The 21,717-nt window shown below is 63.0% G+C and carries 18 protein-coding genes; 12 read left to right on the plus strand and 6 right to left on the minus strand.

Annotated elements, in window-relative coordinates; translation table 11 throughout:
* From ACXAEH_RS17325 to ACXAEH_RS17340, 4 genes are all read left to right on the plus strand, one after another.
* Complete coding sequence (locus ACXAEH_RS17325; protein WP_475034523.1) at positions 1 to 1,191, plus strand: diaminopropionate ammonia-lyase; 1,191 nt, start codon at positions 1 to 3, stop codon at positions 1,189 to 1,191.
* Complete coding sequence (locus ACXAEH_RS17330; protein WP_475034524.1) at positions 1,184 to 2,350, plus strand: M24 family metallopeptidase; 1,167 nt, start codon at positions 1,184 to 1,186, stop codon at positions 2,348 to 2,350. Before ACXAEH_RS17325 ends, ACXAEH_RS17330 begins: the two co-directional genes overlap by 8 nt.
* 13 nt (positions 2,351 to 2,363) lie before the next feature.
* Positions 2,364 to 3,119, plus strand: a complete 756-nt coding sequence (locus ACXAEH_RS17335; RefSeq protein ID WP_475034526.1) for a maleate cis-trans isomerase family protein — start codon at positions 2,364 to 2,366, stop codon at positions 3,117 to 3,119.
* Positions 3,120 to 3,241: 122 nt separating this feature from the next.
* Complete coding sequence (locus ACXAEH_RS17340; protein WP_475034527.1) at positions 3,242 to 4,801, plus strand: alkaline phosphatase family protein; 1,560 nt, start codon at positions 3,242 to 3,244, stop codon at positions 4,799 to 4,801.
* A gap of 89 nt (positions 4,802 to 4,890) precedes the next feature.
* Here ACXAEH_RS17340 and ACXAEH_RS17345 read toward each other — a convergent pair whose 3' ends face one another.
* Both ACXAEH_RS17345 and ACXAEH_RS17350 read right to left on the minus strand, forming a co-directional pair.
* The gene (locus tag ACXAEH_RS17345) at positions 4,891 to 7,842 is read right to left on the minus strand and encodes a M10 family metallopeptidase (RefSeq protein WP_475034529.1); all 2,952 of its coding nucleotides are present in this window, start codon (positions 7,840 to 7,842) and stop codon (positions 4,891 to 4,893) included.
* Between the two features lie 27 nt (positions 7,843 to 7,869).
* The gene (locus ACXAEH_RS17350; protein WP_475034531.1) at positions 7,870 to 8,271 is read right to left on the minus strand and encodes a hypothetical protein; all 402 of its coding nucleotides are present in this window, start codon (positions 8,269 to 8,271) and stop codon (positions 7,870 to 7,872) included.
* A 285-nt stretch (positions 8,272 to 8,556) separates the two neighbouring features.
* Here ACXAEH_RS17350 and ACXAEH_RS17355 point away from each other — a divergent pair, with 285 nt between their 5' ends.
* The 4 genes from ACXAEH_RS17355 (at position 8,557) to ACXAEH_RS17370 (ending at position 12,201) form a co-directional block, all read left to right on the plus strand.
* A complete protein-coding gene (locus ACXAEH_RS17355) occupies positions 8,557 to 9,459 on the plus strand; it encodes a metal ABC transporter substrate-binding protein (protein WP_475034532.1) in 903 nt (300 codons plus the stop codon).
* 98 nt (positions 9,460 to 9,557) lie between these two features.
* The gene (locus tag ACXAEH_RS17360; RefSeq protein ID WP_475034534.1) at positions 9,558 to 10,463 is read left to right on the plus strand and encodes a manganese/iron ABC transporter ATP-binding protein; all 906 of its coding nucleotides are present in this window, start codon (positions 9,558 to 9,560) and stop codon (positions 10,461 to 10,463) included.
* On the plus strand, positions 10,460 to 11,341 hold the full coding sequence (locus ACXAEH_RS17365) for a metal ABC transporter permease (RefSeq protein WP_475034535.1): 882 nt from the start codon (positions 10,460 to 10,462) through the stop codon (positions 11,339 to 11,341). The genes ACXAEH_RS17360 and ACXAEH_RS17365 overlap by 4 nt, the downstream gene beginning before the upstream one ends.
* On the plus strand, positions 11,341 to 12,201 hold the full coding sequence (locus ACXAEH_RS17370) for a metal ABC transporter permease (protein ID WP_475035618.1): 861 nt from the start codon (positions 11,341 to 11,343) through the stop codon (positions 12,199 to 12,201). Before ACXAEH_RS17365 ends, ACXAEH_RS17370 begins: the two co-directional genes overlap by 1 nt.
* Position 12,202: 1 nt before the next feature.
* Here ACXAEH_RS17370 and ACXAEH_RS17375 read toward each other — a convergent pair whose 3' ends face one another.
* A complete protein-coding gene (locus tag ACXAEH_RS17375; protein WP_475034536.1) occupies positions 12,203 to 13,117 on the minus strand; it encodes a LysR substrate-binding domain-containing protein in 915 nt (304 codons plus the stop codon).
* A gap of 95 nt (positions 13,118 to 13,212) precedes the next feature.
* On the opposite strand from ACXAEH_RS17375, the gene ACXAEH_RS17380 reads away from it, so the two are divergent.
* The 3 genes from ACXAEH_RS17380 (at position 13,213) to ACXAEH_RS17390 (ending at position 18,368) form a co-directional block, all read left to right on the plus strand.
* Positions 13,213 to 14,733 carry a trimethylamine methyltransferase family protein gene (locus ACXAEH_RS17380; RefSeq protein WP_475034538.1) on the plus strand — a complete coding sequence of 507 codons (1,521 nt, stop codon included), beginning with the start codon at positions 13,213 to 13,215 and terminating at the stop codon, positions 14,731 to 14,733.
* A gap of 154 nt (positions 14,734 to 14,887) precedes the next feature.
* Entirely contained in the window at positions 14,888 to 17,362 is a 2,475-nt protein-coding gene (locus ACXAEH_RS17385) for a GcvT family protein (RefSeq protein WP_475034539.1), read from the plus strand.
* Positions 17,363 to 17,384: 22 nt separating this feature from the next.
* Positions 17,385 to 18,368, plus strand: coding sequence for a GlxA family transcriptional regulator (locus ACXAEH_RS17390; RefSeq protein WP_475034540.1), 984 nt, complete (start codon positions 17,385 to 17,387; stop codon positions 18,366 to 18,368).
* A gap of 49 nt (positions 18,369 to 18,417) precedes the next feature.
* Here the strand turns inward: ACXAEH_RS17390 and ACXAEH_RS17395 are convergent, their stop codons facing one another.
* Positions 18,418 to 18,891 carry a nuclear transport factor 2 family protein gene (locus ACXAEH_RS17395; RefSeq protein ID WP_475034542.1) on the minus strand — a complete coding sequence of 158 codons (474 nt, stop codon included), beginning with the start codon at positions 18,889 to 18,891 and terminating at the stop codon, positions 18,418 to 18,420.
* Between the two features lie 206 nt (positions 18,892 to 19,097).
* On the opposite strand from ACXAEH_RS17395, the gene ACXAEH_RS17400 reads away from it, so the two are divergent.
* Positions 19,098 to 19,661, plus strand: coding sequence for a TetR/AcrR family transcriptional regulator (locus ACXAEH_RS17400; RefSeq protein ID WP_475034543.1), 564 nt, complete (start codon positions 19,098 to 19,100; stop codon positions 19,659 to 19,661).
* A gap of 171 nt (positions 19,662 to 19,832) precedes the next feature.
* Here the strand turns inward: ACXAEH_RS17400 and ltaE are convergent, their stop codons facing one another.
* The gene (gene ltaE, locus ACXAEH_RS17405; protein WP_475034544.1) at positions 19,833 to 20,882 is read right to left on the minus strand and encodes a low-specificity L-threonine aldolase; all 1,050 of its coding nucleotides are present in this window, start codon (positions 20,880 to 20,882) and stop codon (positions 19,833 to 19,835) included.
* Positions 20,879 to 21,556, minus strand: coding sequence for a hypothetical protein (locus ACXAEH_RS17410; protein WP_475034545.1), 678 nt, complete (start codon positions 21,554 to 21,556; stop codon positions 20,879 to 20,881). Before ACXAEH_RS17410 ends, ltaE begins: the two co-directional genes overlap by 4 nt.
* Between the last annotated feature and the right edge of the window lie 161 nt (positions 21,557 to 21,717).

Consider the following 21,717-nt stretch of genomic DNA (forward strand, 5'->3'; position numbering starts at 1 on the left):
ATGTTTGAGAATTTTGCAGTGGCTTTGCGCCATACGGCTGGAAACCCGAAGGCAGGCGAAGCGGCTTATACCGTGCTGTCCGAACAGGATTTCGGCAACGCTCAGGCGGAAATCACCGCGTGGGAGGGCTATGAGGCAACGCCGCTGGTGTCTCTGCCCGGCCTGGCTGCCAAGACCGGCATTGGCCGCATCGACTACAAGCATGAAGGGCCGCGCTTCGGCCTCGGCAGCTTCAAGGCGCTTGGCGGATCTTATGCGGCGCTGCGGGTGCTGCAGCGGGAGCTGAGTAAACAACTGGGTAAGGACGTCAGTCTGGAGGAGATCCGCAAGGGCGAGCACAAACAGGCCTGCGCCGGGATCACCCTGGTGTCTGCCACCGACGGCAACCATGGCCGCTCGCTGGCCTGGGGCTGCCAGCGTTTCGGTGCGCCCTGCCGCATTTATATCCACGCCGAGGTCAGCGAAGGCCGTGCCGTGGCCATGCGCGACTTGGGGGCCGAGGTGATCCGCATCGAAGGCGACTATGACGAATCCGTGCTGCTGGCCAAGAAAGAAGCGGAGGAGAACGGCTGGTTCGTGGTCTCAGATACCTCTTGGGAGGGCTACACTGAGCCGCCGCGCGACGTGATGGCCGGCTACAGCGTGATGACCCGCGAGGCCTGCGAGGCGCTGGAACAGGCGCCGACCCATGTGTTCCTGCAGGGTGGTGTTGGCGGTCTGGCCGCCTCCGTCGCAGCGGGGCTGAGGCAGCACTACGGGGAGAACTCCCCGCGTGTGGTGATCGTCGAGCCGGAACTGGCAGCCTGCCTGTTCGACAGCGCCCGCAATGGCAAGGCGACCAATTTCGCCATTCAGGAAGAGACCATCATGGCGGGCCTTTCCTGCGGTGAACCATCGGAAATGGCATGGGTAATCCTGGCCGAGGAGGCATCGGACTTCCTGACCATCCCGGACAGCGTCGTGGCCCCAACGGTGCGGTTGCTGGCCAATTCTGAAACCGGCGACCCCGCGGTGGAAGCTGGCGAAAGCGCAGTGGCGGGGCTGGCCGCTGTCATCGCGGCGTGCCAGTCTGCCCGGATGAAAGAGACCTTGGGTCTGGATGAAACCTCCCGCGTGCTGCTGATCGGTTCCGAAGGCGTAACCGACCCGGCGATCTTTGCCGCCATCATGGAAGGGAAAGACCATGTCTGAGGCGCCCGTGCGCGGGTTTCCCGAGGCGGAATTCGCATCCCGGACGGACAAGGCGCAGGCGTTGATGGCACAGCAGGGGCTGGACGGGCTGTTGCTGCTGACAGAACCGGAGGTGCGCTATTTCAGTGGTTTCCACACGCTGTTCTGGCAAAGCCCGACCCGGCCCTGGTTCCTGTTTGTGCCGCCGGCGGGCAAGCCGATTGCCATCATCCCGGAGATCGGCGCCGATCTGATGCGCCGCACCTGGGTCGAGGATATCCGCACCTGGAGCGCGCCTGCGCCCGAGGATGATGGCCTCAGCCTGCTGACCGAATTGCTGTCGCCGATTGCCGGGCGCGGCGGCAGCATTGGCATCATGAAAGGGCATGAAACCGCGCTGCGGATGCCATTGGGCGACTACGAACGGCTGATGGATGGGCTGCCGGGGTTGAAGGTTGCGGATGCGACCCCGCTGGTGCGCAGTCTGCGAATGGTGAAATCCGCGGCAGAGATCGAAAAGCTGTCGCATATCTGTGGTATCGGCTCGCGCACATTTGCGCAGGTGCCGCAGATCGCCCATGCGGGCCAGCCGTTTGAGGACCTGTTCCGCGCCTTCCGCCGCGAGGCGCTGGCGCAGGGCGCAGACGATATGCCTTACCTGGTCGGCGGGGCCGATCAGGGCGGCTATAGCGACGTGATTTCCCCGCCGGCCTGCCGCCCGCTGCGGGCGGGCGACATCGTGATGCTGGACACAGGCGCCACCTGGGACGGGTATTTCTGCGATTTCGACCGCAACTTTGCCATTGGCCGGGCGGACGACCCGTCGCGCCGGGCCTATGACGTGCTGTGGCGGGCAACCGAGGCGGGAATTGCCGCCGCCAAACCGGGGGCCACTTGCCGGGAACTCTTCCAGGCGATGCAGGCGGTGATCGCGGAATTGGACGATCAGGGCGGCGACGTGGGGCGGCTGGGCCATGGGCTGGGGATGCAGCTGACCGAATGGCCTTCGCACGCGGCGTTTGACCAGACGGTGATCGAGGAGAACATGGTGCTGACCCTGGAACCCTCGCTGGGTTATGGTGATGGCCATATCATGGTGCATGAGGAAAACATCGTGGTACGGGCGGATGGTGCCGAACTGCTGACAGCGCGTGCCGCCCCCGAATTGCCGGTGATCTGACGGAGACAGACCTATGAAGCTTCCCTTTGACACCGACGCCGGCATCGGCACCCGTGCCACCCTCGGTGTGATCGTGCTGGAAACTGACGAGACGCTGGAGGCGGAATTCTCCCGCATGATGGCCCATGACGGCGTGGCGCTTTACCACAGCCGCATCCCGATGGTTCCCGAAATCCGGCCTGAGACACTGGCCCAGATGCAGGCCGATCTGCCGGCCTCGGCCCGGCTGCTCCCGTCTTCTTTGAGCTTTGACGTCATCGGCTACGGTTGTACCTCTGCCTCGACCGTGATCGGCTCTGACAAGGTGGCTGAGGCGGTGCAAGGCGTGCTGCCCGGGGTCAGGGTGACCGATCCGCTGGCGGCGATCATTGCCGCGGGCAAGGCGTTGGGCGCAGCGCGGCTGGGGTTTGTCACACCTTACCTGCCGGAGGTCTCAGCCCGGATGCGGCAGAAGCTGGAGGAGGCAGGATTTTCCATTGCTGGTTTCGGCTCGTTCGAAGAAATGGACGACCGGGTGGTCGCCCGCATCTGCGAAGCGTCGATTGCAGGAGCAGCCAAACAGGTGGCCCGGCAAGAGGATTGCGACGCAGTCGTCATCTCCTGCACCAACTTGCGCTGCCTGCGCGTCATTCCGGAGATTGAGGAAGCGACCGGCGTGCCGGTGATTTCCAGCAATCAGGCACTGGCCTGGCACATGCTGCGGCTGGCGGGGGTGGGCAGCGTCATGCCGCAATACGGCAAGCTGTTCAAGCGGTCTCTGGGCAGTTAGTCAGAGCCGCGGAGGCTGCGCCGGGCGGGGGCGCAGCCCGGCCTAAAGCGCGCTTGTATTTCTTCCGCGGATCGCGACAGATTGCCTGTCAGAGTTTGATTCGCGCTTGCAAGGATACCCGGATGCCAGCCACCCGTCCCTCCACCCGAAATGTCCTGTTCATCATCATCGACCAGCTGCGCGCCGACTGCGTGTTCGGGGCTATGGCAGAGCATGTGGAACTGCCCAATCTCCGCGCCTTCATGAAGGAAGCGGTGTCCTTCAAGCGGCATTTTTCGGTCACCAACCCCTGCGGACCGTCGCGTGCCTCGATCCTGACCGGGCAATATGCAATGAACCACCGCTCGGTCCGCAATGGCGCGCCGCTGCGCCACGATACGCCGAACATCGCAACTGAGATGCGCAAGGCCGGCTACATGCCGATGCTGTTCGGCTATACCGACACCTCGCAGGACCCGCGCGCCTTTGATGCTAATGACCCGGCGCTCAGGACCTATGAATTCCCGATGAACGGGTTTCACGAGATGACCGAGATGCGGATGGAGATGTCCTATCCGTGGCAATCGCATCTGATGAACCAAGGGTATGCGTTCGAGGACTACTGGGATGTCTATAAGCCGGTCTCTCCGGACGGGGGCACGCCCAAGCTGAATGATCCCGCGCTTTATGCAGCAGAGGACAGCGATACCGCCTTCCTGACCAACTCCTTCCTGGGCAAGATGACTGCCTACCACAAGGAAAGCTGGTTTGCGCATCTGACTTATATCCGCCCGCATCCGCCGCTGGTGGCGCCGGCGCCCTACAACACAATGTACGACCCTGCTTCACTGCCGCTGCCGGAGCGGCTGGCCACGCAAGCGGAAGAAAGAGCGCAGCATGCTTTCTTTGATCCGGTCATGCGCAACAACACCCCGGCAGGCTTTGTCGAAGGCTTCCCGGATCTGGAACCGACGGACGAGAACATCGCCACCCTGCGCGCGGTCTACCTGGGTTTGGCAACCGAGGTGGACCACCATATCGGGCGGGTGGTCCAGTTCCTCAAGGACACCGGCCAGTACGACGACACCATGGTGGTAATCACAGCCGACCATGGCGAGATGCTGGGCGACAGGCATTCCTGGGGCAAGATGACGGTCTATGATGCGGCCTATCACACGCCGCTGATCATCCGGATGCCGGGCAACGGGGCCAATGCCGGCGCCTGCCTGACCGATATCACCGAGTCGATCGACGTGACGCCGACCATCCTGGACTGGGTCGGGCAGGAGATTCCGAACTCGATGGACGGGCGGTCGCTTTTGCCGCTGCTCAAGGGGGATGTGCCGCGGGATTGGCGGCAGTATTCCTTCTCTGAGCTGGATTTCGCAGATCCGCTGAAGCCGACGTTGTGGCAAAAGGCACTGGGCACTTCGCCCAGCGACAGCTGCCTGGGCATCCTGCGCGACGAACGTTTCACCCTGGTCGAGTTTGCCGCCGATCTGCCGCCGATGCTGTTTGATGCGCAAGGGCAGGGCGAGCTGGAGAATGTGGCTGGGCAACCGGGTTACGCTGCCGACCTCAACCGGCTGACGCGGATGATGCTTCGGCACCGGATGAAGAATATGGACCACACGCTGTCGCTGACAGCGATCACACCTGAGGGCGCGCGCAGTCTGCCGCGGTTCCCGGAGCAGGATGGGTAAGGCCTGGGCTTGTGCTCCCGGTTTAGACCTACAATGCGCAACAGGCCCGGTTCCCTGCGTGGAAACCGGGCCCGCAGTATTTCTGAGGGTCAGATAAACCAGTCTTCGGTGATCAGCGCGTCCAGCTTGATCCCTTTGAGCTGAGCAATCTGCAGGGCATCCTCGCCGCCTTCACCATCGGCATCGAACTGCAGCCAGACTTTTGAGCGGGTGCCGGCCAGATGCAGTTGCTCACTGGACAAAGCGTCGTCGAGGTTGGTGCCCAGATCCGAAAGCAGCCCGTCAATATCCAATGTGTCTCCATCTTTGGTCTTGAAGTCGAGGATCGTATCGCCCGCATCTTCTTCCGAGTTAAAGATGAAGACGTCCGCTTTCGAGCCGCCCTTGAGCAGGTCGGCTCCCGCGCCGCCGGTAATCCGGTCCGATCCAGAGCCGCCATCAATGGTGTCCTGGCCGTCGCCGCCCCAGAGGACATCATTGTCGCTGTCACCCTTGATTTTGTCGTTGCCGCTGCCGCCCTTGACGGTGTCGTCGCCCTTGTTGCCTTTCAGGTCGTCATCACCGCCACCGCCGGTCACAGAGTCATTGTCATGGCCGCCGTCGACCTTGTCTTTGCCGTCCCCTGCGAAGATCGTGTCGGCGCCCTTGCCGCCTTTCAACTGGTCCTTGCCGCTGCCAGAGGTAATCGAGTCGTTGTCATTGCCGCCGTCTACCTTGTTGTCTCCATCACCGGCTGAGATAGTGTCATTACCGTTGCCGCCTTTCAGCTGATCCTTGCCGTTGCCTGCCGAGATCGAGTCATCCCCGTCGCCGCTCTCCACATTGTTGATTCCATCACCAGCTGAGATTGTGTCGTTTCCGTCGCCGCCTTTCAGCTGATCCTTGCCGCTGCCTGCCGTGATCGAGTCATCCCCGTCGCCGCCGTCCACATTGTTGATGCCGTCGCCAGCCGAGATCGTGTCATTTCCGTCGCCGCCCTTCAGCTTATCCTTGCCACTGCCAGAGGTGATTGAGTTGTTGCCGTCGCCGCCGTCAGCCCCATTGTCGCCTTCGCCGGCTGAGATCGTATCGTGGCCGCTGCCGCCTTTCAGCTGATCCTTGCCTGCTTTGGTGATGAGCACGTCATTGCCACTGCCGCCGTCAAGCATGTTATTGCCTTGGTCACCGTTCAGACTGTCATGCCCGTCACCGCCATACAGCTTGTCCTTGCCATCCCCGGCCAAGATGGTGTCATCGCCGTCTTCGCCCTTGAGGGAGTTCTTGCCGCTGCCGCCGTGTATAGAGTCATTTCCGTCGCCCGCGAAGATCTGGTCATCGCTGTTGCCGCCGTCTATGCTGTCGTCGCCACTGCCGCCATACAGCTTATCCTTGCCTTCGCCGCCGATCAGCGTGTCGTTACCCTCGTCGCCGTAGAGCATGTCATTGCCCTTGGCGCCATCGATCAGGTTGTCTTCTGTGTTGCCGTAGCCCTTGTCTGACGAAGTGCCCAGAAGCACATTCTCGATTACTGAATCGGAGCTGACGGTCAGCTTTTTTAATCCGATCTTGCCGCTAACTCCGCTTTCCAGGCTGATGCTCGATTTCAGCGTCACGGCGCTGAGGTCAAGTGTATCGTTGCCGCCGTTGGTGTCGGACACGGTGCCGAGCAGCGTTGTCCAATTCGGCACAAAGCTGTTTGTGAACGTGTAGGTGTTGTCCGTTGAGGGCGGCGGCGGCGGCGGCGGTGTGTCGCCGCTGTCGATGATTTCGCCCGCATCTGCACTCGCGGCTACACCGGCGAGGAAAACTAGATTGGTGTTGTTCACGCGCAGCCAGGAACCGCCGCTGCCTGCCTGCAGCGACACGACGCCGTCGCCTGCCGCATCACTTCCTGAATAGCCTATGGCCTGCAGCAAGGCGGTAATGTCGACCCGGTCTCCGGCTGCAAGGTCGAAGTCCGTGACGGTGTCGCCGGCTTCGCTCAATGCCGTGTAAACAAACCGGTCGGCACCGGTGCCGCCGCTCAGCGTGTCGGCGCCGGCTCCGCCGATCAGAATGTCGTTGCCTTCGCGCGCTTCGATGCTGTCATTGCCGCCGCCGCTGTCGAGCCGGTTATTGGCTGCGTTGCCGATGATGTGGTCGTCGCCGGACCCGGTCACTGCGTTCTCGATCACGGTGCCGCGGGCGATCGAGAAGTTGCCGGTCTTGCCGTTGAGGTTGGAAAAGGTCTCTGCATTCAAATTCAGCATCTGATCGGAACTGCGCGAGCTCAAGTCGATGGTGTCAATGCCGCCGCTGTCGACAATCGACACCGCGTAGCCGCCGTTCAGATCCATGCCAAAGCGGCCGGTGGTCTCATTGTCGCCGTATGTGGTGTTGCCGGTCTCCACATTCACCGGCGTGCCATACAGGTGGTGCACGGCGGCAATGTCGGCCATTTGTGCCGTTGCAAGAAAGGCAAAGCTCGCGTCGGTCGCCGTATTTTCGCTCTGGTGGAAATAGGACATCACGGACATCTGCCAGCTGTCATTGGCAAAATCCGCATCCGAACCATAGCTGGCGCTGCCGTTGTAGTTGCCGGTGTGGCCCAGGCCCAGGGCATGGCCGATCTCGTGGATGAACGTCTGGTAGTAATAGTCGTCGCTGCTGCTGGACCAATTGGTGTGCACGTTGACATGGGAGCTCAGGATCGTGCCGTTGAGAACCGAAGAACTGGCCCAGGCCCCCGACTGGTTGTCGTCGAAAGTGATCTTGGCGCCGACGCTGGTCTCGGTGAAGTCGATGCCGGTAATGGCCGTCCAGCTTTCGAGCGCCTTGCGGGCCGCATCCTTGCCCTTTGTGTTCAGGCCGCTGAGGTTGACAGTCAGTTCGCCGCCGGTCTGCACGTCAAAGGAACGCTGAGTGCGGCCGGTGTCCTCCCAGTAGCCCTGGTACAGGTACTGAGCGATCTGGTCGACGGTATAGGTCGGCTTGCCGGCTGCGTCCCCGCCGCCGGAGCCGGATCCGCTGCTGTCGGTGATTTCCGGTATTCTATGAGCCTCTCGGCCGCAAAATTCACACATGATCGGGTTCCATCCTAGATCGTTAATTCACAAGGGAAATTCAGTGTGCCGGACCAGTTGGCCGGCAAAGCCCGCAAGGCTGCCGGCAGTCAGCTGCCCATCCATCACCGAATGCTCAATGACCGGGCCCTGACCGGACCGCCCGTCACGGTGCTGCCAGGCCAGATGCCCTGCAAGCCAGTCCGCAGCCTGTGCCTGGCTGACGTAGCGAATGGTCAGATCCGCCTTGGTGGCCTCTTCAGCAGCGGACACCGCTGCGCCGGGAATCCTGCGTTGCAGTTCATTGGCCAGGGCTTGGCACAGCGGGTTCTGCAGGCCGCCGCCGCACTGCAGCTCTATTGATTGGGCAGGGCTGCCAATCGCGGCAGAGCCGGTGACCAGCAGCCAGACCGCGGCGGAACAGCTGGAGAGTTTTCCAGGTGATGTCATGGGAAGGGTGCTCGCTCGGGCGGTTGAAAGGATCAGGTTCTGTCCTGCGCCGTTCTGGCTGCACAAACTCAGGTTTAAGCGGTGAATGGGGCGAAATAGCGGTTAAGAAACCGGCAAGATTTAGACGCCGTTAACCTGCGTTAACCATTTGGTAATTCCAACTATGCGGGCAGGCGGGCTGTTACCTTGCCGACTCTGTTGTTGCAAATCATTCTCAATTTCATTGACAGTTGCGAATGATTTGCAATATCGATGCATCAACAACAGTTTCAGACGGAGAATCGGATGTTCCCCAACCTGCTCAAGACGGCCTCGGTTGCCGCTTTCGCCGCCGTTGCCGCCAACGGCGCTGTGGCCGGAGAGAAGATGAAGGTTGTTACCACCTTCACCGTGATTGCTGATATGGCCGCAAATGTGGCGGGCGATGCCGCCGAGGTGGTCTCGGTCACCAAGCCGGGCGCTGAGATCCACGGCTATGAGCCGACGCCGCGCGATATCGTGCGCGCCTCCGATGCCGATCTGATCCTGTGGAACGGGATGAACCTGGAACTGTGGTTTGAGCAGTTCCTGACCAATCTGGACGGTGTGCCCTCGGTGACCCTGACCGATGGCATCAGCCCGATCCCGATTGCCGAAGGCTCCTATGAGGGCAAGCCCAACCCGCACGCCTGGATGGGGCTGGGTAACGCACTGATCTATATCGACAATATCGTCGAAGCCTTTGCTGAGCATGACCCGGAAAATGCCGCCATCTACGTCAAGAACGCAGGCGAGTACAAAGACAAGCTGCGCGCCACCATCGAGCCGCTGCGCCAGGCGATCTCAGAGATTCCCGAGGACAGGCGCTGGCTGGTGACCTGCGAAGGCGCCTTCAGCTACCTGGCGCGCGATTTCGCCATGAAGGAGCTGTATCTGTGGCCGATGAACGCCGATCAGGTCGGCACCCCGCAGCAGGTGCGCGGCGTGATCGACGGCGTGCGCGCCAATGACATCCCGGTGGTGTTCTGCGAAAGCACCGTGAACACCGCGCCGGCTGAGCAGGTGGCCCGCGAAACCGGTGTGGCTTACGGCGGCGAGCTGTATGTCAACTCGCTGAGCGAAGCGGACGGGCCGGTGCCGACCTACCTGGATCTGCTCAAGGTGACCTCGGAAACCGTGGCCCGCGGGCTGACTGAGGTAACCAATTAAACCGCCATTCTTGCATACCCTTTTGCCCCGCAGCGCAAGTTGCGGGGCGTTTCATTTCACAAAGCACAATTTCTGTGTGTAACTCTGCAGGACAGCCCATGCTTGATGCCAGCGAGACCCACATCATGAATACCAGCGCCATGCCCGCCGATGGCGGGATCGCCGCCCAGAATGTCACGGTGACCTACCGCAATGGCCACACGGCATTGTGGAACGCAAGCTTTGGCATCCCCCGCGGCACGGTCACGGCGCTGGTCGGGGTGAACGGGGCGGGCAAATCGACCCTGTTCAAGGCGATCATGGGGTTTGTGCCGGCCGCACAGGGTGAAATCCGCATCCTTGGCATGACGGTCAAGGAGGCGCTGCGCAAGAACCTGGTCGCCTATGTGCCGCAGTCGGAGGAGGTCGACTGGGCCTTCCCGGTGCTGGTCGAGGACGTGGTGATGATGGGCCGCTATGGCCACATGGGGTTCCTGCGCCGTCCCAAAGCCGCCGATCACGAGGCGGTTGATCAGGCGCTGCGGCGGGTCAACATGCAGGACTTCCGCCACCGCCAGATCGGCGAGCTGTCCGGCGGTCAGCGCAAGCGGGTGTTCCTGGCCCGCGCCCTGGCCCAGGACGGGCAGGTGATCCTGCTGGACGAGCCCTTCACCGGCGTTGATGTAAAGACCGAAGAGCAGATCATCGCGCTCTTGCGCGAATTGCGCGCCGAAGGCCGGGTGATGCTGGTTTCCACCCACAACCTGGGCAGCGTGCCGGAGTTCTGCGACCGCACCGTGCTGGTCAAAGGCACCGTGCTGGGCCATGGGCCGACCGAAACCACCTTTACCCGCGCCAACCTGGAACACGCCTTTGGCGGCGTGCTGCGCCATTTCACCCTGGGCGGCGATGCGCTGCATGATGACGGTGACACCCGCGAGGTCACCATCCTGACCGACGATGAGCGCCCCTTTGTCCAATACGGCGAAAAGACCCAGACCAGCGAAAGCCGGGAACAGGAATGATGGAGTATCTGCTGGAGCCGTTTTCCTACGGCTACATGACCAATGCGATGTGGGTTTCCGCGCTGGTGGGCGGCGTCTGCGCCTTCCTGTCCGCCTATCTGATGCTGAAAGGCTGGTCGCTGATCGGCGACGCGCTCTCGCATTCGGTGGTGCCGGGCGTCGCCGGCGCCTACATCCTGGGCCTGCCTTTTGCGCTGGGCGCCTTTATCGCCGGCGGGCTGGCGGCAGGGGCGATGCTGTTCCTGTCGGAACGCTCAGGCCTCAAGGTCGATGTGATCATCGGGTTGATCTTCACCTCTTTCTTCGGGCTTGGCCTGTTCATCGTTTCGATCAGCCCGATGTCGGTCTCGGTGCAGACCATTACAATGGGCAACATCCTGGCCATCACGCCCGAGGACACGGCTCAGCTGGCGATCATCGGCTTTGTCTCTCTGGCGGTGCTGCTGGCCAAGTGGAAAGATCTGATGGTCACTTTCTTTGACGAAAACCATGCCCGTACCATCGGGCTGCGGCCCGGGCTGCTGAAAGCGGTGTTCTTTGTGCTGCTGTCGGCCTCCGTCGTGGCGGCAATGCAGACCGTGGGAGCGTTTCTGGTGATTGCCATGGTGGTGACCCCCGGTGCCACGGCCTACCTGCTGTGCGACCGCTTCCCGCGGCTGATCCTGGTTTCGGTAGTGATTGGCGCCCTCACCAGCTTCTTCGGCGCTTATGCCAGCTACTTCCTGGACGGTGCCACCGGCGGCATCATCGTGACGCTGCAGACGCTGATATTCCTGGCGGTCTTTATCTTCGCCCCGAAACACGGGCTGCTGGCAGCCAAGCGCAAGGCGCGCGAGGCGTTGAAACGCGGACCTCTTGCGCAAGAAGGGGCTGCGTGATGGATCTCGATACGCTGCTGATGCCGTTCCAGTTTGCGTTCATGCAGAACGCCTTCCTGATTGCGTTGATCGTCTCGGTGCCCACCGCCCTTCTGTCCTGCTTCCTGGTGATGAAGGGCTGGGCGCTGATGGGGGATGCCGTCAGCCATGCGGTGCTGCCGGGGATTGTGGTGGCCTATGTCATCGGCATCCCGCTGATCATCGGTGCCTTTGCCGCCGGTATGCTGTGCGCTGTCGCCACCGGGTTCCTGGCGGGCAACAGCCGGGTCAAACAGGACACGGTGATGGGGGTGGTGTTCTCCGGCATGTTCGGGCTGGGCATCGTGCTCTACGTCGGTCTCGAGACCAACGCGCATCTGGACCACATCCTGTTCGGCAACATGCTGGGGGTGGAGCCGGATGAACTGTGGACCGCGGGCATCATTTCGCTGGCCGTTGGCGCGGCGCTGGTGCTGAAGTGGAAAGACCTGCTGCTGCACAGCTTTGATCCGGCGCAGGCGCAAGCCTCGGGCCTGCCGGTTACGGTGCTGCATTACGGGCTTCTGGCTGCGTTGTCGCTGACCATCGTGGCCACGCTCAAGGCGGCGGGCCTGATCCTGGCGATCGGTCTTCTGATTGCACCCGGTGCCGTGGCCTTTCTGGTGGTGCGCAAGTTCAGCACCATGCTGTGGGTCTCAGTCCTGGTCTGCATGTTCTCAATGGTGGCGGGCACCTATGCCAGCTTCTTCCTCGACAGTGCGCCGGCGCCGACCATCGTGCTGATCCTGACGCTGCTGTTCATCCTGGCCTTCGTGCGGCGGCTGTATCTGACGCACCGGGCGTCGATGCAGCGGGCCAAGGACGGCTCCGGCATCGCGTGACTCACGCGGTTCCGGAGGCAGCCATCTCCAGCAGCCATTGCCGCACCAGTTCGGCGTTGGGCACCAGGTCCTGGCTCTTGGACCACACTAGGTAAAACCCTGCGCCGGTGGTCCAGGACCAGTCCTGGCGCGCCGCCAGCAGCCCCTGTCTGATCAGGGGCTCGGTCACATGCTGCCAGCCAAAGGCAAAGCCCTCGCCCGCAATCGCCGCCTGCAGCACCAGCGCATAGTCATTGAGCCTAAGGCCCGCGGCGGGCAGGCGGCCGGTGACGCCGAAATGGGCAAACCACTGCCGCCAGCTGGGGCGCTCGCGGATCGGCTCCTCCAGGTGAATCAGCCGCTCATGCAGCAGGTTCGGTACCGTCGCCAGGTTGACCGCCGAGGCCATCACCCGCGGGCTCGCCACCGGATAGATCACCTCTGGCGCGATCAGCGCGGAGTGGCAGTCCGGCCAGTTGCCTGTCCCCCGCCGCACCGCCAGCGAGATGCCCTCGGTATTGATATCCGGCTCCCGGTCGGAACTTTGCAGCCGCAGGTCGATATCGGGGTGCGCCTCGTGCAGTTTGGTCAGTTTTGGCATCACCCAGTAATATGCAAAAGCCGAAGAGCAGTTGAGGGTCACATGGTCGTTGCGCCCGAACTGCCGCACTGCCTTGGCCGAGGACAGGATGTCCTCAAGCGCTTTGGAGACGTCAGCATAGAGCCGCGTCCCGGCGCCGGTCAGTTCCACCTTGCGGTGGCCACGGCGGAATAAAATAACGCCCAAAGACGATTCCATCTGCTTGATAGCCGCGCTGACGGCCGGCTGTTGCACGTTCAATTCCTCTGCCGCGCGGGTAAAAGAGGCGTGCCGCGCGGCGGATTCGAAGACGATCAGGTGGCGGGGGCTGGTGAGGAGCTTCCAGAGTTCTTGCATAACTCTCAGTTATCCAATCTATCAGATTTTTCAACCGTCACAAATGACGGGCCCGGGCGTATCGTGATTCATCACTTGAGAGTTTGGAGAGCCCCATGGCCCGACGCGCCCGCGCATCCCGTGACAGAAACACCGCCTCTGCCGGCGCTCCGGCATCGCCCTGGATCCAGCGCACGCTGCCGTTCTTTGACGTGCTGGACGAGGAGAAGCTGGTCAAGCTGGAGGCTCAGGTTGATTGGATTTTCGAGGAGGTCGGCATTGCCTTCCGCGATGACCCGGAGGCGCTGCGGATCTGGAAAGAGGCCGGTGCCCGGATCGAGGAGGACACCGTGCGGGCCGATGCGCAGTGGATCCGCAGCTTATGTGCCAAGGCCCCGCGCGAGTTCACCCAGCTGGCCCGCAACCGGGCGCGCTCGGTCACCATTGGCGGCAACAACCAGGTGTTTGCGCCGATCTATGGCGCGCCGTTTGTGCGCGACCTGGAGGGCGGCCGCCGCTATGGCGATATGGAGAGTTTCGAGAAGCTGGTGAAGCTCACCTATATGCATCCGAACCTGCATCACGGCGGCTTTGTGATCTGCGAACCTTGCGATGTGCCGGTGAGCAAGCGCCATTTCGATATGCTGTTTGCCCATATGACGCTGAGTGACAAACCGCATCTGGGTGCCATCACCGAAATGTCCCGGGCGCAGGACAGCGTCGACATGGCCGAGATCGTCTTTGGCAAGGAGGTCATGGACGAAAACTGCGTGATCATGGGCAATGTGAACACCAATTCGCCCTTGCTGGTCGACAAGGTGGTGACGGAGGCGATCCGCACCTATTCCGCGCGCGGGCAGGGAATTGTCGTTGTGCCGTTTATCCTTACGGGCGCCATGGGGCCGGTTTCCACCGCGGCATCCGTGGCGCAGGCGATGGCGGAGGCGATGATGGTTTGCGCCTTCAGCCAGCTGGTGCGCCCGGGTGCGCCGTTTGTGCTGGGCAACTTCCTCAGCTCCATGTCGCTGAAGTCCGGCGCGCCGACATTCGGGATGCCGGAGCCGGTGGTGTCGAACTATGCCATCGGCCAGCTGGCCCGGCGGGCCGGGCTGCCGCTGCGTTGCGGCGGGTCGCTGACTGCGTCCAAGATCGAGGACGCGCAGGCGGCCTATGAAAGTGCCAACTCGATGCATTCCACCATGCTGGCCGGGGCCAATTATGTGCTGCACTCGGCGGGCTGGCTGGAAGGCGGGCTGTGCACCGGGTTTGAGAAGCTGATCATGGATGCGGACCGGCTGGGTTCGTATCAGAAGGTGCTGAGCCAGGGCCTGGATACCAGCGATGAGGCGATGGCGCGCGATGCTTACGCTGAAGTGGCGCCGGGCGGTCACTTCCTGGGTTCGGGCCACACCATGCGCAACTATCAGACCGCGTTTTATGAGCCGAAGCTGAGCGACAGCGAGAATGTTGAGAGCTGGGAAGAAGGCGGTTCCAAGGACATGCGGCGCCGGGCCTATGAGCGCTGGAACGAGATGCTGAACCAGTATGAGGCGCCGCCGATGGATGCGGCGGTAAAAGAGGAACTGGCGGCCTATGTCGCCCGCCGCAAGGAGGAGATCCCGGATGCCTGGTACTGAGGTAAGGAATTCTTCACCCATTTCTCCAGCTTATGCAGGGATTGCCGGTTTGCCCCGGCACCCCCTGTGCACCGGCTGTACACCCCCTGTGCACCCCCTTGGTGCCGTTTGCCGCAATTTCCGCGTTTTGCCCCAGACCTGAGGACAACAACCCATGTCAGACAATTTTGCTCAATCGACGCTCAACATCCACAAGGAAGAAAGCACCGGCGACAAGAAGCTGCCGAGCCACGCCAAGGCGGTGATCATCGGCGGCGGTGTGGTCGGCTGCTCGATCCTGTTCCATCTGGCCAAGTTCGGCTGGAAGGATGTGGTGCTGCTGGAACGTGACGAGCTGACCTCCGGCTCCTCCTGGCACGCGGCGGGGCAGATCCACACGATTTCGTCCGATCCGAACATCTCGCGCCTGCAGTCCTATACCATCGACCTCTATAAGGAGATCGAGGAGACCTCGGGCCACTCGGTTGGCCTGCACATCACCGGCGGGTTTTACCTGGCGTCAAACAAGACCTGGTACGACTACCTGAAGCGGGAACGCTCCAAGGCGCGTTACATGGGGCTGGACCAGGAATTCATCAGCCCCAAGGAAGTGGCGGAGCGGCATCCGCTGATCGATCCGAAACACTATCACGCGGCGCTGTGGGATGATCAGGACGGCGATCTGGACCCGTCGGGCGCGACCTATGCTTTTGCGAAATCCGCCCGTGTGCATGGGGCGCAGTATTTCACCCATACGCCGGTGACCGGCACCACCCAGCGCCCGGACGGCAGCTGGGACGTGGTCACTCCGCGCGGGGTGATCAATGCCGAGCATATCGTGAACTGCGGCGGCCTGTGGGCGCGCGAAGTCGGCCATATGCAGGGTGTGAACCTGCCGGTGCAGCCGATGGAGCACCACTATCTGATCACCGACAAGATCGACGCGGTGGCGAACCACCCGACCCGCCTGCCGGCCGGGATCGACTATGAGGCCAACATCTATTTCCGGCAGGAGCGGCAGGGGATGCTCTTGGGCACCTATGAGCCGAAGGGGACGCCGTGGAAAGTGGATGGCACGCCCTGGGATTTCGGCCATGAACTGCTGCAGCCCGATCTGGACCGGATTGCCGACCGCTTGGAGATGTCCTTTGAGCGCATCCCGGCGATTGGCGAGGCGGGCATCAAGGATATGATCAACGGGCCCTTTACCTTCGGCCCTGACGGCAACCCGATGATCGGGCCGGTGCCGGGCATGAAGAACTACTGGTGTGCCGTGGGCGTGATGGCGGGCTTCTGCCAGGGCGGCGGCGTCGGTCTGACCATGGCCGAATGGATGATCGACGGCGAGCCGTCCATCGACGTCTGGGCGATGGATGTGGCGCGGTTCGGCGATTTTGCGACCCCCGACTGGGGCACCGTGAAGTCGACTGAGAACTACGAGCGCCGGTTCGTGATGACCTTCCCGAATGAGACTTTGCCGAAAGGGCGGATGCAGAAGACGACTGCTCTCTATGACCGGCTGGTCGCCAAGGGCGCGCGGATGGGCCAGGGCTTTGGCCTGGAGAATGCCCTGTGGTTTGCAGATGGTCCCGAGGATGCGCATGAGGAGCCAACGTTTGAGCGCAACCGGTCGCATGAGTATGTCGCTCGCGAGGTGAAGGCGGTGCGCGAGGCTGTGGGCGGCATCGAAGTTGCCAACTTTGCCAAGCATGAGTTCAAGGGGCCGGGCGCACGGGCCTATCTGGACCGGGTGCTGGCGGGTTACGTTCCGAAACCGGGCCGCCTGACGCTGACGCCGATGCTGACGCCCAAGGGCAAGCTCTATGGCGATCTGACCGTAGCGTGTTTGGGCGAGGAGCATTTCATGCTGTTCGGCTCCGGCGCGATGCAGGAGGCGCACCGCCGCTGGTTCGAAAAGGACGTGCCCGCAGACGTGTCCTATCAGAACGTCTCAGATGATTGGCACGGCATTGCGCTGTCTGGTCCGAAGTCGCGGGAGCTCTTGCAGCGGATCACCCGCGAGGATGTGTCGGGCGAGGCCATGAAGTTCCGCGACCTGCGCCAGACCTTTGTGGGCGGTGTGCCGGTGATCCTGAACCGGATCAGCTTCTCGGGCGAGCTGGGCTATGAGATCTACTGCAAGCCGCAGTATCTGCTGCGCCTGGCGGAAGCGATCGAGGAGGCGGGCGCCGATCTGGGCTACCGCTGGTACGGGGCGCGGGCGCTGATGTCGATGCGGCTGGAGAAGGGCTGGGGTGTGTGGACGCTGGACTTCCGCCCCGACTTCGACGCGGCGGAGAGCGGCATGGATGTCTTCATCAACTGGAAGAAGGACTTTACCGGCAAGGAAGCTGCGCTGGCCGCCAAGGAAGCCGGTCCGAGCCGCAAGCTGGTCACCATGACCATCGACGTCGACGGCATCGATGTGTCCAACGACGAGGCGATCCTGAAGGACGGCGCGGCGGTGGGCTACATCTCCTCCGGCGGCTATGCGCATCACGCCAAGGCGTCGATGGCGATGGGTTATGTCTCGGCGGAACACGCGGAGGCCGGCACCAGGCTGCAGGTCGAGATCCTGGGCGAGATGTATGACGCCGAGGTTCTGGGTGCGCCGATCTATGACGCCAACGGCGCCAATATGCGCGCCTGAGCCGGGCAGGGGAGCGGAAGCCATGACCAAACCCATGCGGACGCTCCCCGAAGCGGCTGAGGCCGTGCCGGCCCGCCGCTGCATCTTCCTGCTGCTGCCGACCTTCTCGCCGCTGGATCTGTCCAGCGCGGTGGCGGCGCTGGAGGCGGCGAACACACACGACGGGACCGCGCGCTATGACTGGCGCGTGGTCAGCGAGGACGGGCTGCCGGTCACCGCGCCCAACGGTCTGGGTGTGGCAGTGGACGGCGGCCTGCCGGAGCTGTCGCGCGGCGATATGATCTTTGTCTGCGGCGGCCAGGGGGCTGAGCCGGGCGTCTCGCTGAAAGTCCTCGGCTGGCTCAGGAAGGCGCAGCGCATAGGGGCGACCCTGGGCGCGCTGGGCGGCGGGGTGCTGACGCTGGCGCGGTCGGGCCTGCTGGCGGGGCGCGAGGTGTCGGCCCATTGGGCGCTGCGGGCGATCCTGGCGGAGGCGCATCCGGATGTGGAGGTGAAGAACTCGCTGTTCACCATGGGAGGCAAGCTGATCACATGCGCCGGCGGCACCGCCACGGTCGATATGATGCTGAACCTGATCTCGGACCATCACGGGGCGGATGTGGCGACCGGGGCTGCTGACCTGATGGTCTGTTCCTCTGCCCGTAAGGGCAGCCAGGATCAGACGATTTCCGAGTTCGGCCGCGCGGGCGTGCGGCATGAGAAACTGGCCGCAGCCCTCAGCCTGATGCGCAGCAACCTGGAGGAGCCGCTGACGCCCGGAGGTATCTCCGATCTGGTCGGCCTGTCGGTGCGCCAGCTGGAGCGGCTGTTTTCAAAGTACCTGCAGACCACGCCCAAGGTTTACTACACCAAGCTGCGGCTGGACTATGCCCGCAGCCTGCTGCTGCAGACCAATATGCGGATCATTGATATTGCGCTTGCGTCCGGCTTCAACAGCCAGACCCATTTCGCCAAGGTCTACCGCCGCTATTTCGGGAAATCACCGCATCAGGAGCGGCCGTTCTGAGGCGGCTGCGCCGGGCCGGCGGCCAGCCCGGCGTTTTGAGGGTTAAGGGTCAGAGGCCCAGGTCGCTGAGGCCGGGGTGATCCGCCGGGCGCGGGCCTTGCGGCCAGTGGAACAGGCGGTCCGCTTCCGCGATCTTCAGATCGTTGATCGAAGCAAAGCGGTGCGCCATGCGGCCGTCCTCGGCAAATTCCCAGTTCTCGTTGCCATAGGAGCGGTACCACTGGCCGGAGGCATCGTGCCACTCGTAGGCGTAGCGCACGGCAATGCGGTTGCCGTCAAAGGCCCAGAGCTCCTTGATCAGCCGGTATTCCAGCTCACGCTCCCATTTGGCGGCCAGGAACGCCTGTGCTGCATCGCGGCCCTGGGGGAAATCGGTGCGGTTGCGCCATTTGGTGTCCAGGGTATAGGCCTGCGCGACGGCCTCGGGGTTGCGGCTGTTCCAGCCATCCTCGGCGGCGCGGATCTTGGCAATTGCGGTCTCGCGGGTGAAGGGCGGCAGCGGCGGGCGGGGGGCTTCTGTCATAATTGTGTACCGATCTGTTAACTTTAGATCCAAAGGTGTACTGATCGGTAAATAAATTCAAGGGGTGGCCCGGAATGTTTGTGGCGGGTTCATCCGCGATTGCGGGTGGGGCCGCTGGAAGCGGCTGAAATCGGGACGTAAAACTTGACCGCACCTGCGAAGGTAATATTCACTGAACGGTGCGGAAAACGGCCAGAGGACCTGTGATGCGGCCTAACAAACGTGCCGAGCTGATCCGGAAGTCGCTGGATCTGTTCTACCGGAACGGCTTTCACGCCACCGGCATGGATCTGGTTGCGGCGGAAACCGGGGTGTCGAAAACCTCGATCTACAAGCATTTCCGCTCCAAGGAGGAGCTGATCCTGGCGGTGCTGCGTTTAAGGGATGAGGAGTTCCGCAACTGGCTGTTCCGGCGGCTGGAGGAGCGGGCGGAAACCCCGCGCGGCCAGTTGGAGGCGCTGTTTGATGTGCTGGAAGAATGGTTCGGGCAGCCGGGGTTTCAAGGCTGCATGTTCATCAAGGCGAGCGCCGAGTTTCAGTCCGGCAAGGATCCGGTCAACGTGCAGTCGGCGGAGCACAAGCGGCTGTTGCAGGAGCATTTCACGGGCTTGGCGGCCGAGGCCGGGGCAAAGGACCCCGCGGCGCTGGCCCGGCAGCTGATGATCCTGAAGGAGGGCGCCATAGTGCTGGCGGCGATGCGCCACAGCCCGGCGCCGGCCGGAGACGGGCGGCAGGCGGCGCTGGCCTTGATTGACCAGGCGATCGGTTAGGGCGCGCTGGCCCGGTGTTTGCGGGCGGGGCCGGGCGGCCCATCCGCCCAGGATGTTCATGGCGCCTGCACCGGCGTCAGCCGGGGCGCGCCGGTTTAACTCTGCCGGTCGGGTTTCAGGCCCCGCACAGGTCTTCTCTCCGATGCCGGCCAGAGGGGCCGGGCCCTGACTCTAGCTGGCGGTGAAAGTGCCGAAAGCCGCGATGGCAGCCTCCAGCGCGCTGTCGTCCACATCCCGGTGCAGCACCATCCGGATCGCCGGGGACTGGCCGCCGATCTTGATGCCTGCCGCAGCCATGTGGCTGATGAGGCGGGCGTGGTCCGCTGCCTTGGGCGTCAGGAAAACCATGTTGGTTTGCGAAGAGACCTCGCCGATCCCGGTCTTGCGCAGGGCGTCGGCCAGGCGGGATGCCCGGGTGTGATCAGCGGCCAGGTCCGCCACGTGGTGCTCCAGAGCATAGAGGCCGGCGGCGGCCAGCACGCCGGACTGACGCATCGCGCCACCAAGAATTTTGCGGTTTCGCCGGATTTGGCCCATCAGGGCACCGGGGCCAGCCAGAACTGAGCCTGCAGGCGTGCCCAGCCCCTTGGAGAGACAGACGGAGATGGTGTCGAACGGTGCGGCAAAGGTGGCGGCATCGCAGCCCAAAGCGGTGATCGCGTTGAACAGGCGGGCGCCGTCCAGATGCACGGCCAGTCCGGCTTCACGGGCCACCCGCACGCCTGCCTCGATCCGCTCCAGCGGCACGACCCGGCCGCCGACGCTGTTTTCCAGGCTCAGCAGGCGGCTGCGGGCGTAATGCGGGTCATCCACCTTGATCGCAGCGGCAATACGGGCAGGATCCAACCCGCCGTCCTCAGAGGCAGCAACCGGCACCATCGAAACGCCGGCCAGAACCGATACCCCGGCTGCCTCGTCGCAGTAGAGGTGGTAGCAGTCGCCGCTGATCATCTCGTCGCCGCGGCCGCAATGGGCCATGACGGCGGCCAGGTTGCTTTGCGTGCCGGTGGGGAAGAACACCGCGGCGTCCTTGCCCAGGCGCGCGGCCAATTCCTGCTCCAGGCGGGTGACTGTCGGGTCCTCGCCATAGACATCATCGCCCAGCGGCGCGGCCATCATCGCCTCGCGCATGCCGGCGCTGGGTTTGGTCAGGGTGTCGCTGCGAAGATCGCAGATGCAGTTTGTGGCTGCATCTGCGGCGGCATAACCATAGACGCTCATTCGGTGACCTGATCGTATGCCAGCGCCGCAACGATGTGCACGCGGTGTTTCTCGCCGCCATTGAGGGCGGTGTGATAGGCGCGGGTGTCGGTGAAATAGACCGAGCCGTCGGCGGGCAGGTGGGTCACGTGGTGGTTCACGATGAACAGCGAGCCGGGGTTCGAGATCAGCGGGATGTGCAGGCGCGGCTCCGGGTCGCGGTGCCAGGAGTTGCAGTTGTAGAGACCCTTGGACAAGATCCGGGTGCGGCCGATCGGGAAGCGTTTGCTCAGCTCTTCGTGCACATGTTCGAAATAGGTGCCCTTGAATTTCGGGTTGAACTCGGAGAAGTCGATCTCCGGCACCAGATCCTCGCGGGGCTCTTCGACGTAACGCTCGTCGGCGCGCAGCCAGTAGCGGCCGGACAGGTCGTTGGGGGTCCATTCGGTCTGGCCCGGGCGCTGGGTCAGCGGCAGCGCGGCAAAGCCTTGATCCTGCATCCCGCCCATGAAGGCTTCGCGTTTCAGGCACTCTTCCAGCGCTTCCTGCAGTTTCCCGATGTCGAATTTCAGGTCCAGCCGGGCGATTCCGGGACCGGGCACGAATTCCGCAACCGATTTGTAATCGGGCATTTCGGACATGGCGTTCTGGATCAGTTCGACGTCACTGTCCTGGATCTGTGGCATGAAGGTCATTGCGGCCTCTCCCCAAATGGCGCGGTGTTTCCTTTAGCCATATTCAGATTTTGCGGATTGGAAAGCTGGATTTTGTCATCAGGTGATCACCAAAACGCATCAAGTCGCGGAGCGGTCCGGTGGCCGGTCTGGGTTGGCTGGGGGCGGGCGGTGTGCGTCCG

This window comes from Leisingera sp. ABM4_060 (assembly GCF_056158765.1).

Excerpts from the sequence above, each read along its gene's own strand:
- ACXAEH_RS17325 (WP_475034523.1), top strand. The coding sequence starts at position 1 with ATGTTTGAGAATTTTGCAGTGGCTTTGCGCCATACGGCTGGAAACCCG.
- ACXAEH_RS17330 (WP_475034524.1), top strand. The coding sequence starts at position 1,184 with ATGTCTGAGGCGCCCGTGCGCGGGTTTCCCGAGGCGGAATTCGCATCC.
- ACXAEH_RS17335 (WP_475034526.1), top strand. The coding sequence starts at position 2,364 with ATGAAGCTTCCCTTTGACACCGACGCCGGCATCGGCACCCGTGCCACC.
- ACXAEH_RS17340 (WP_475034527.1), top strand. The coding sequence starts at position 3,242 with ATGCCAGCCACCCGTCCCTCCACCCGAAATGTCCTGTTCATCATCATC.
- ACXAEH_RS17345 (WP_475034529.1), bottom strand. The coding sequence starts at position 7,842 with ATGTGTGAATTTTGCGGCCGAGAGGCTCATAGAATACCGGAAATCACC.
- ACXAEH_RS17350 (WP_475034531.1), bottom strand. The coding sequence starts at position 8,271 with ATGACATCACCTGGAAAACTCTCCAGCTGTTCCGCCGCGGTCTGGCTG.
- ACXAEH_RS17355 (WP_475034532.1), top strand. The coding sequence starts at position 8,557 with ATGTTCCCCAACCTGCTCAAGACGGCCTCGGTTGCCGCTTTCGCCGCC.
- ACXAEH_RS17360 (WP_475034534.1), top strand. The coding sequence starts at position 9,558 with ATGCTTGATGCCAGCGAGACCCACATCATGAATACCAGCGCCATGCCC.
- ACXAEH_RS17365 (WP_475034535.1), top strand. The coding sequence starts at position 10,460 with ATGATGGAGTATCTGCTGGAGCCGTTTTCCTACGGCTACATGACCAAT.
- ACXAEH_RS17370 (WP_475035618.1), top strand. The coding sequence starts at position 11,341 with ATGGATCTCGATACGCTGCTGATGCCGTTCCAGTTTGCGTTCATGCAG.
- ACXAEH_RS17375 (WP_475034536.1), bottom strand. The coding sequence starts at position 13,117 with ATGCAAGAACTCTGGAAGCTCCTCACCAGCCCCCGCCACCTGATCGTC.
- ACXAEH_RS17380 (WP_475034538.1), top strand. The coding sequence starts at position 13,213 with ATGGCCCGACGCGCCCGCGCATCCCGTGACAGAAACACCGCCTCTGCC.
- ACXAEH_RS17385 (WP_475034539.1), top strand. The coding sequence starts at position 14,888 with ATGTCAGACAATTTTGCTCAATCGACGCTCAACATCCACAAGGAAGAA.
- ACXAEH_RS17390 (WP_475034540.1), top strand. The coding sequence starts at position 17,385 with ATGACCAAACCCATGCGGACGCTCCCCGAAGCGGCTGAGGCCGTGCCG.
- ACXAEH_RS17395 (WP_475034542.1), bottom strand. The coding sequence starts at position 18,891 with ATGACAGAAGCCCCCCGCCCGCCGCTGCCGCCCTTCACCCGCGAGACC.
- ACXAEH_RS17400 (WP_475034543.1), top strand. The coding sequence starts at position 19,098 with ATGCGGCCTAACAAACGTGCCGAGCTGATCCGGAAGTCGCTGGATCTG.
- ltaE (WP_475034544.1), bottom strand. The coding sequence starts at position 20,882 with ATGAGCGTCTATGGTTATGCCGCCGCAGATGCAGCCACAAACTGCATC.
- ACXAEH_RS17410 (WP_475034545.1), bottom strand. The coding sequence starts at position 21,556 with ATGACCTTCATGCCACAGATCCAGGACAGTGACGTCGAACTGATCCAG.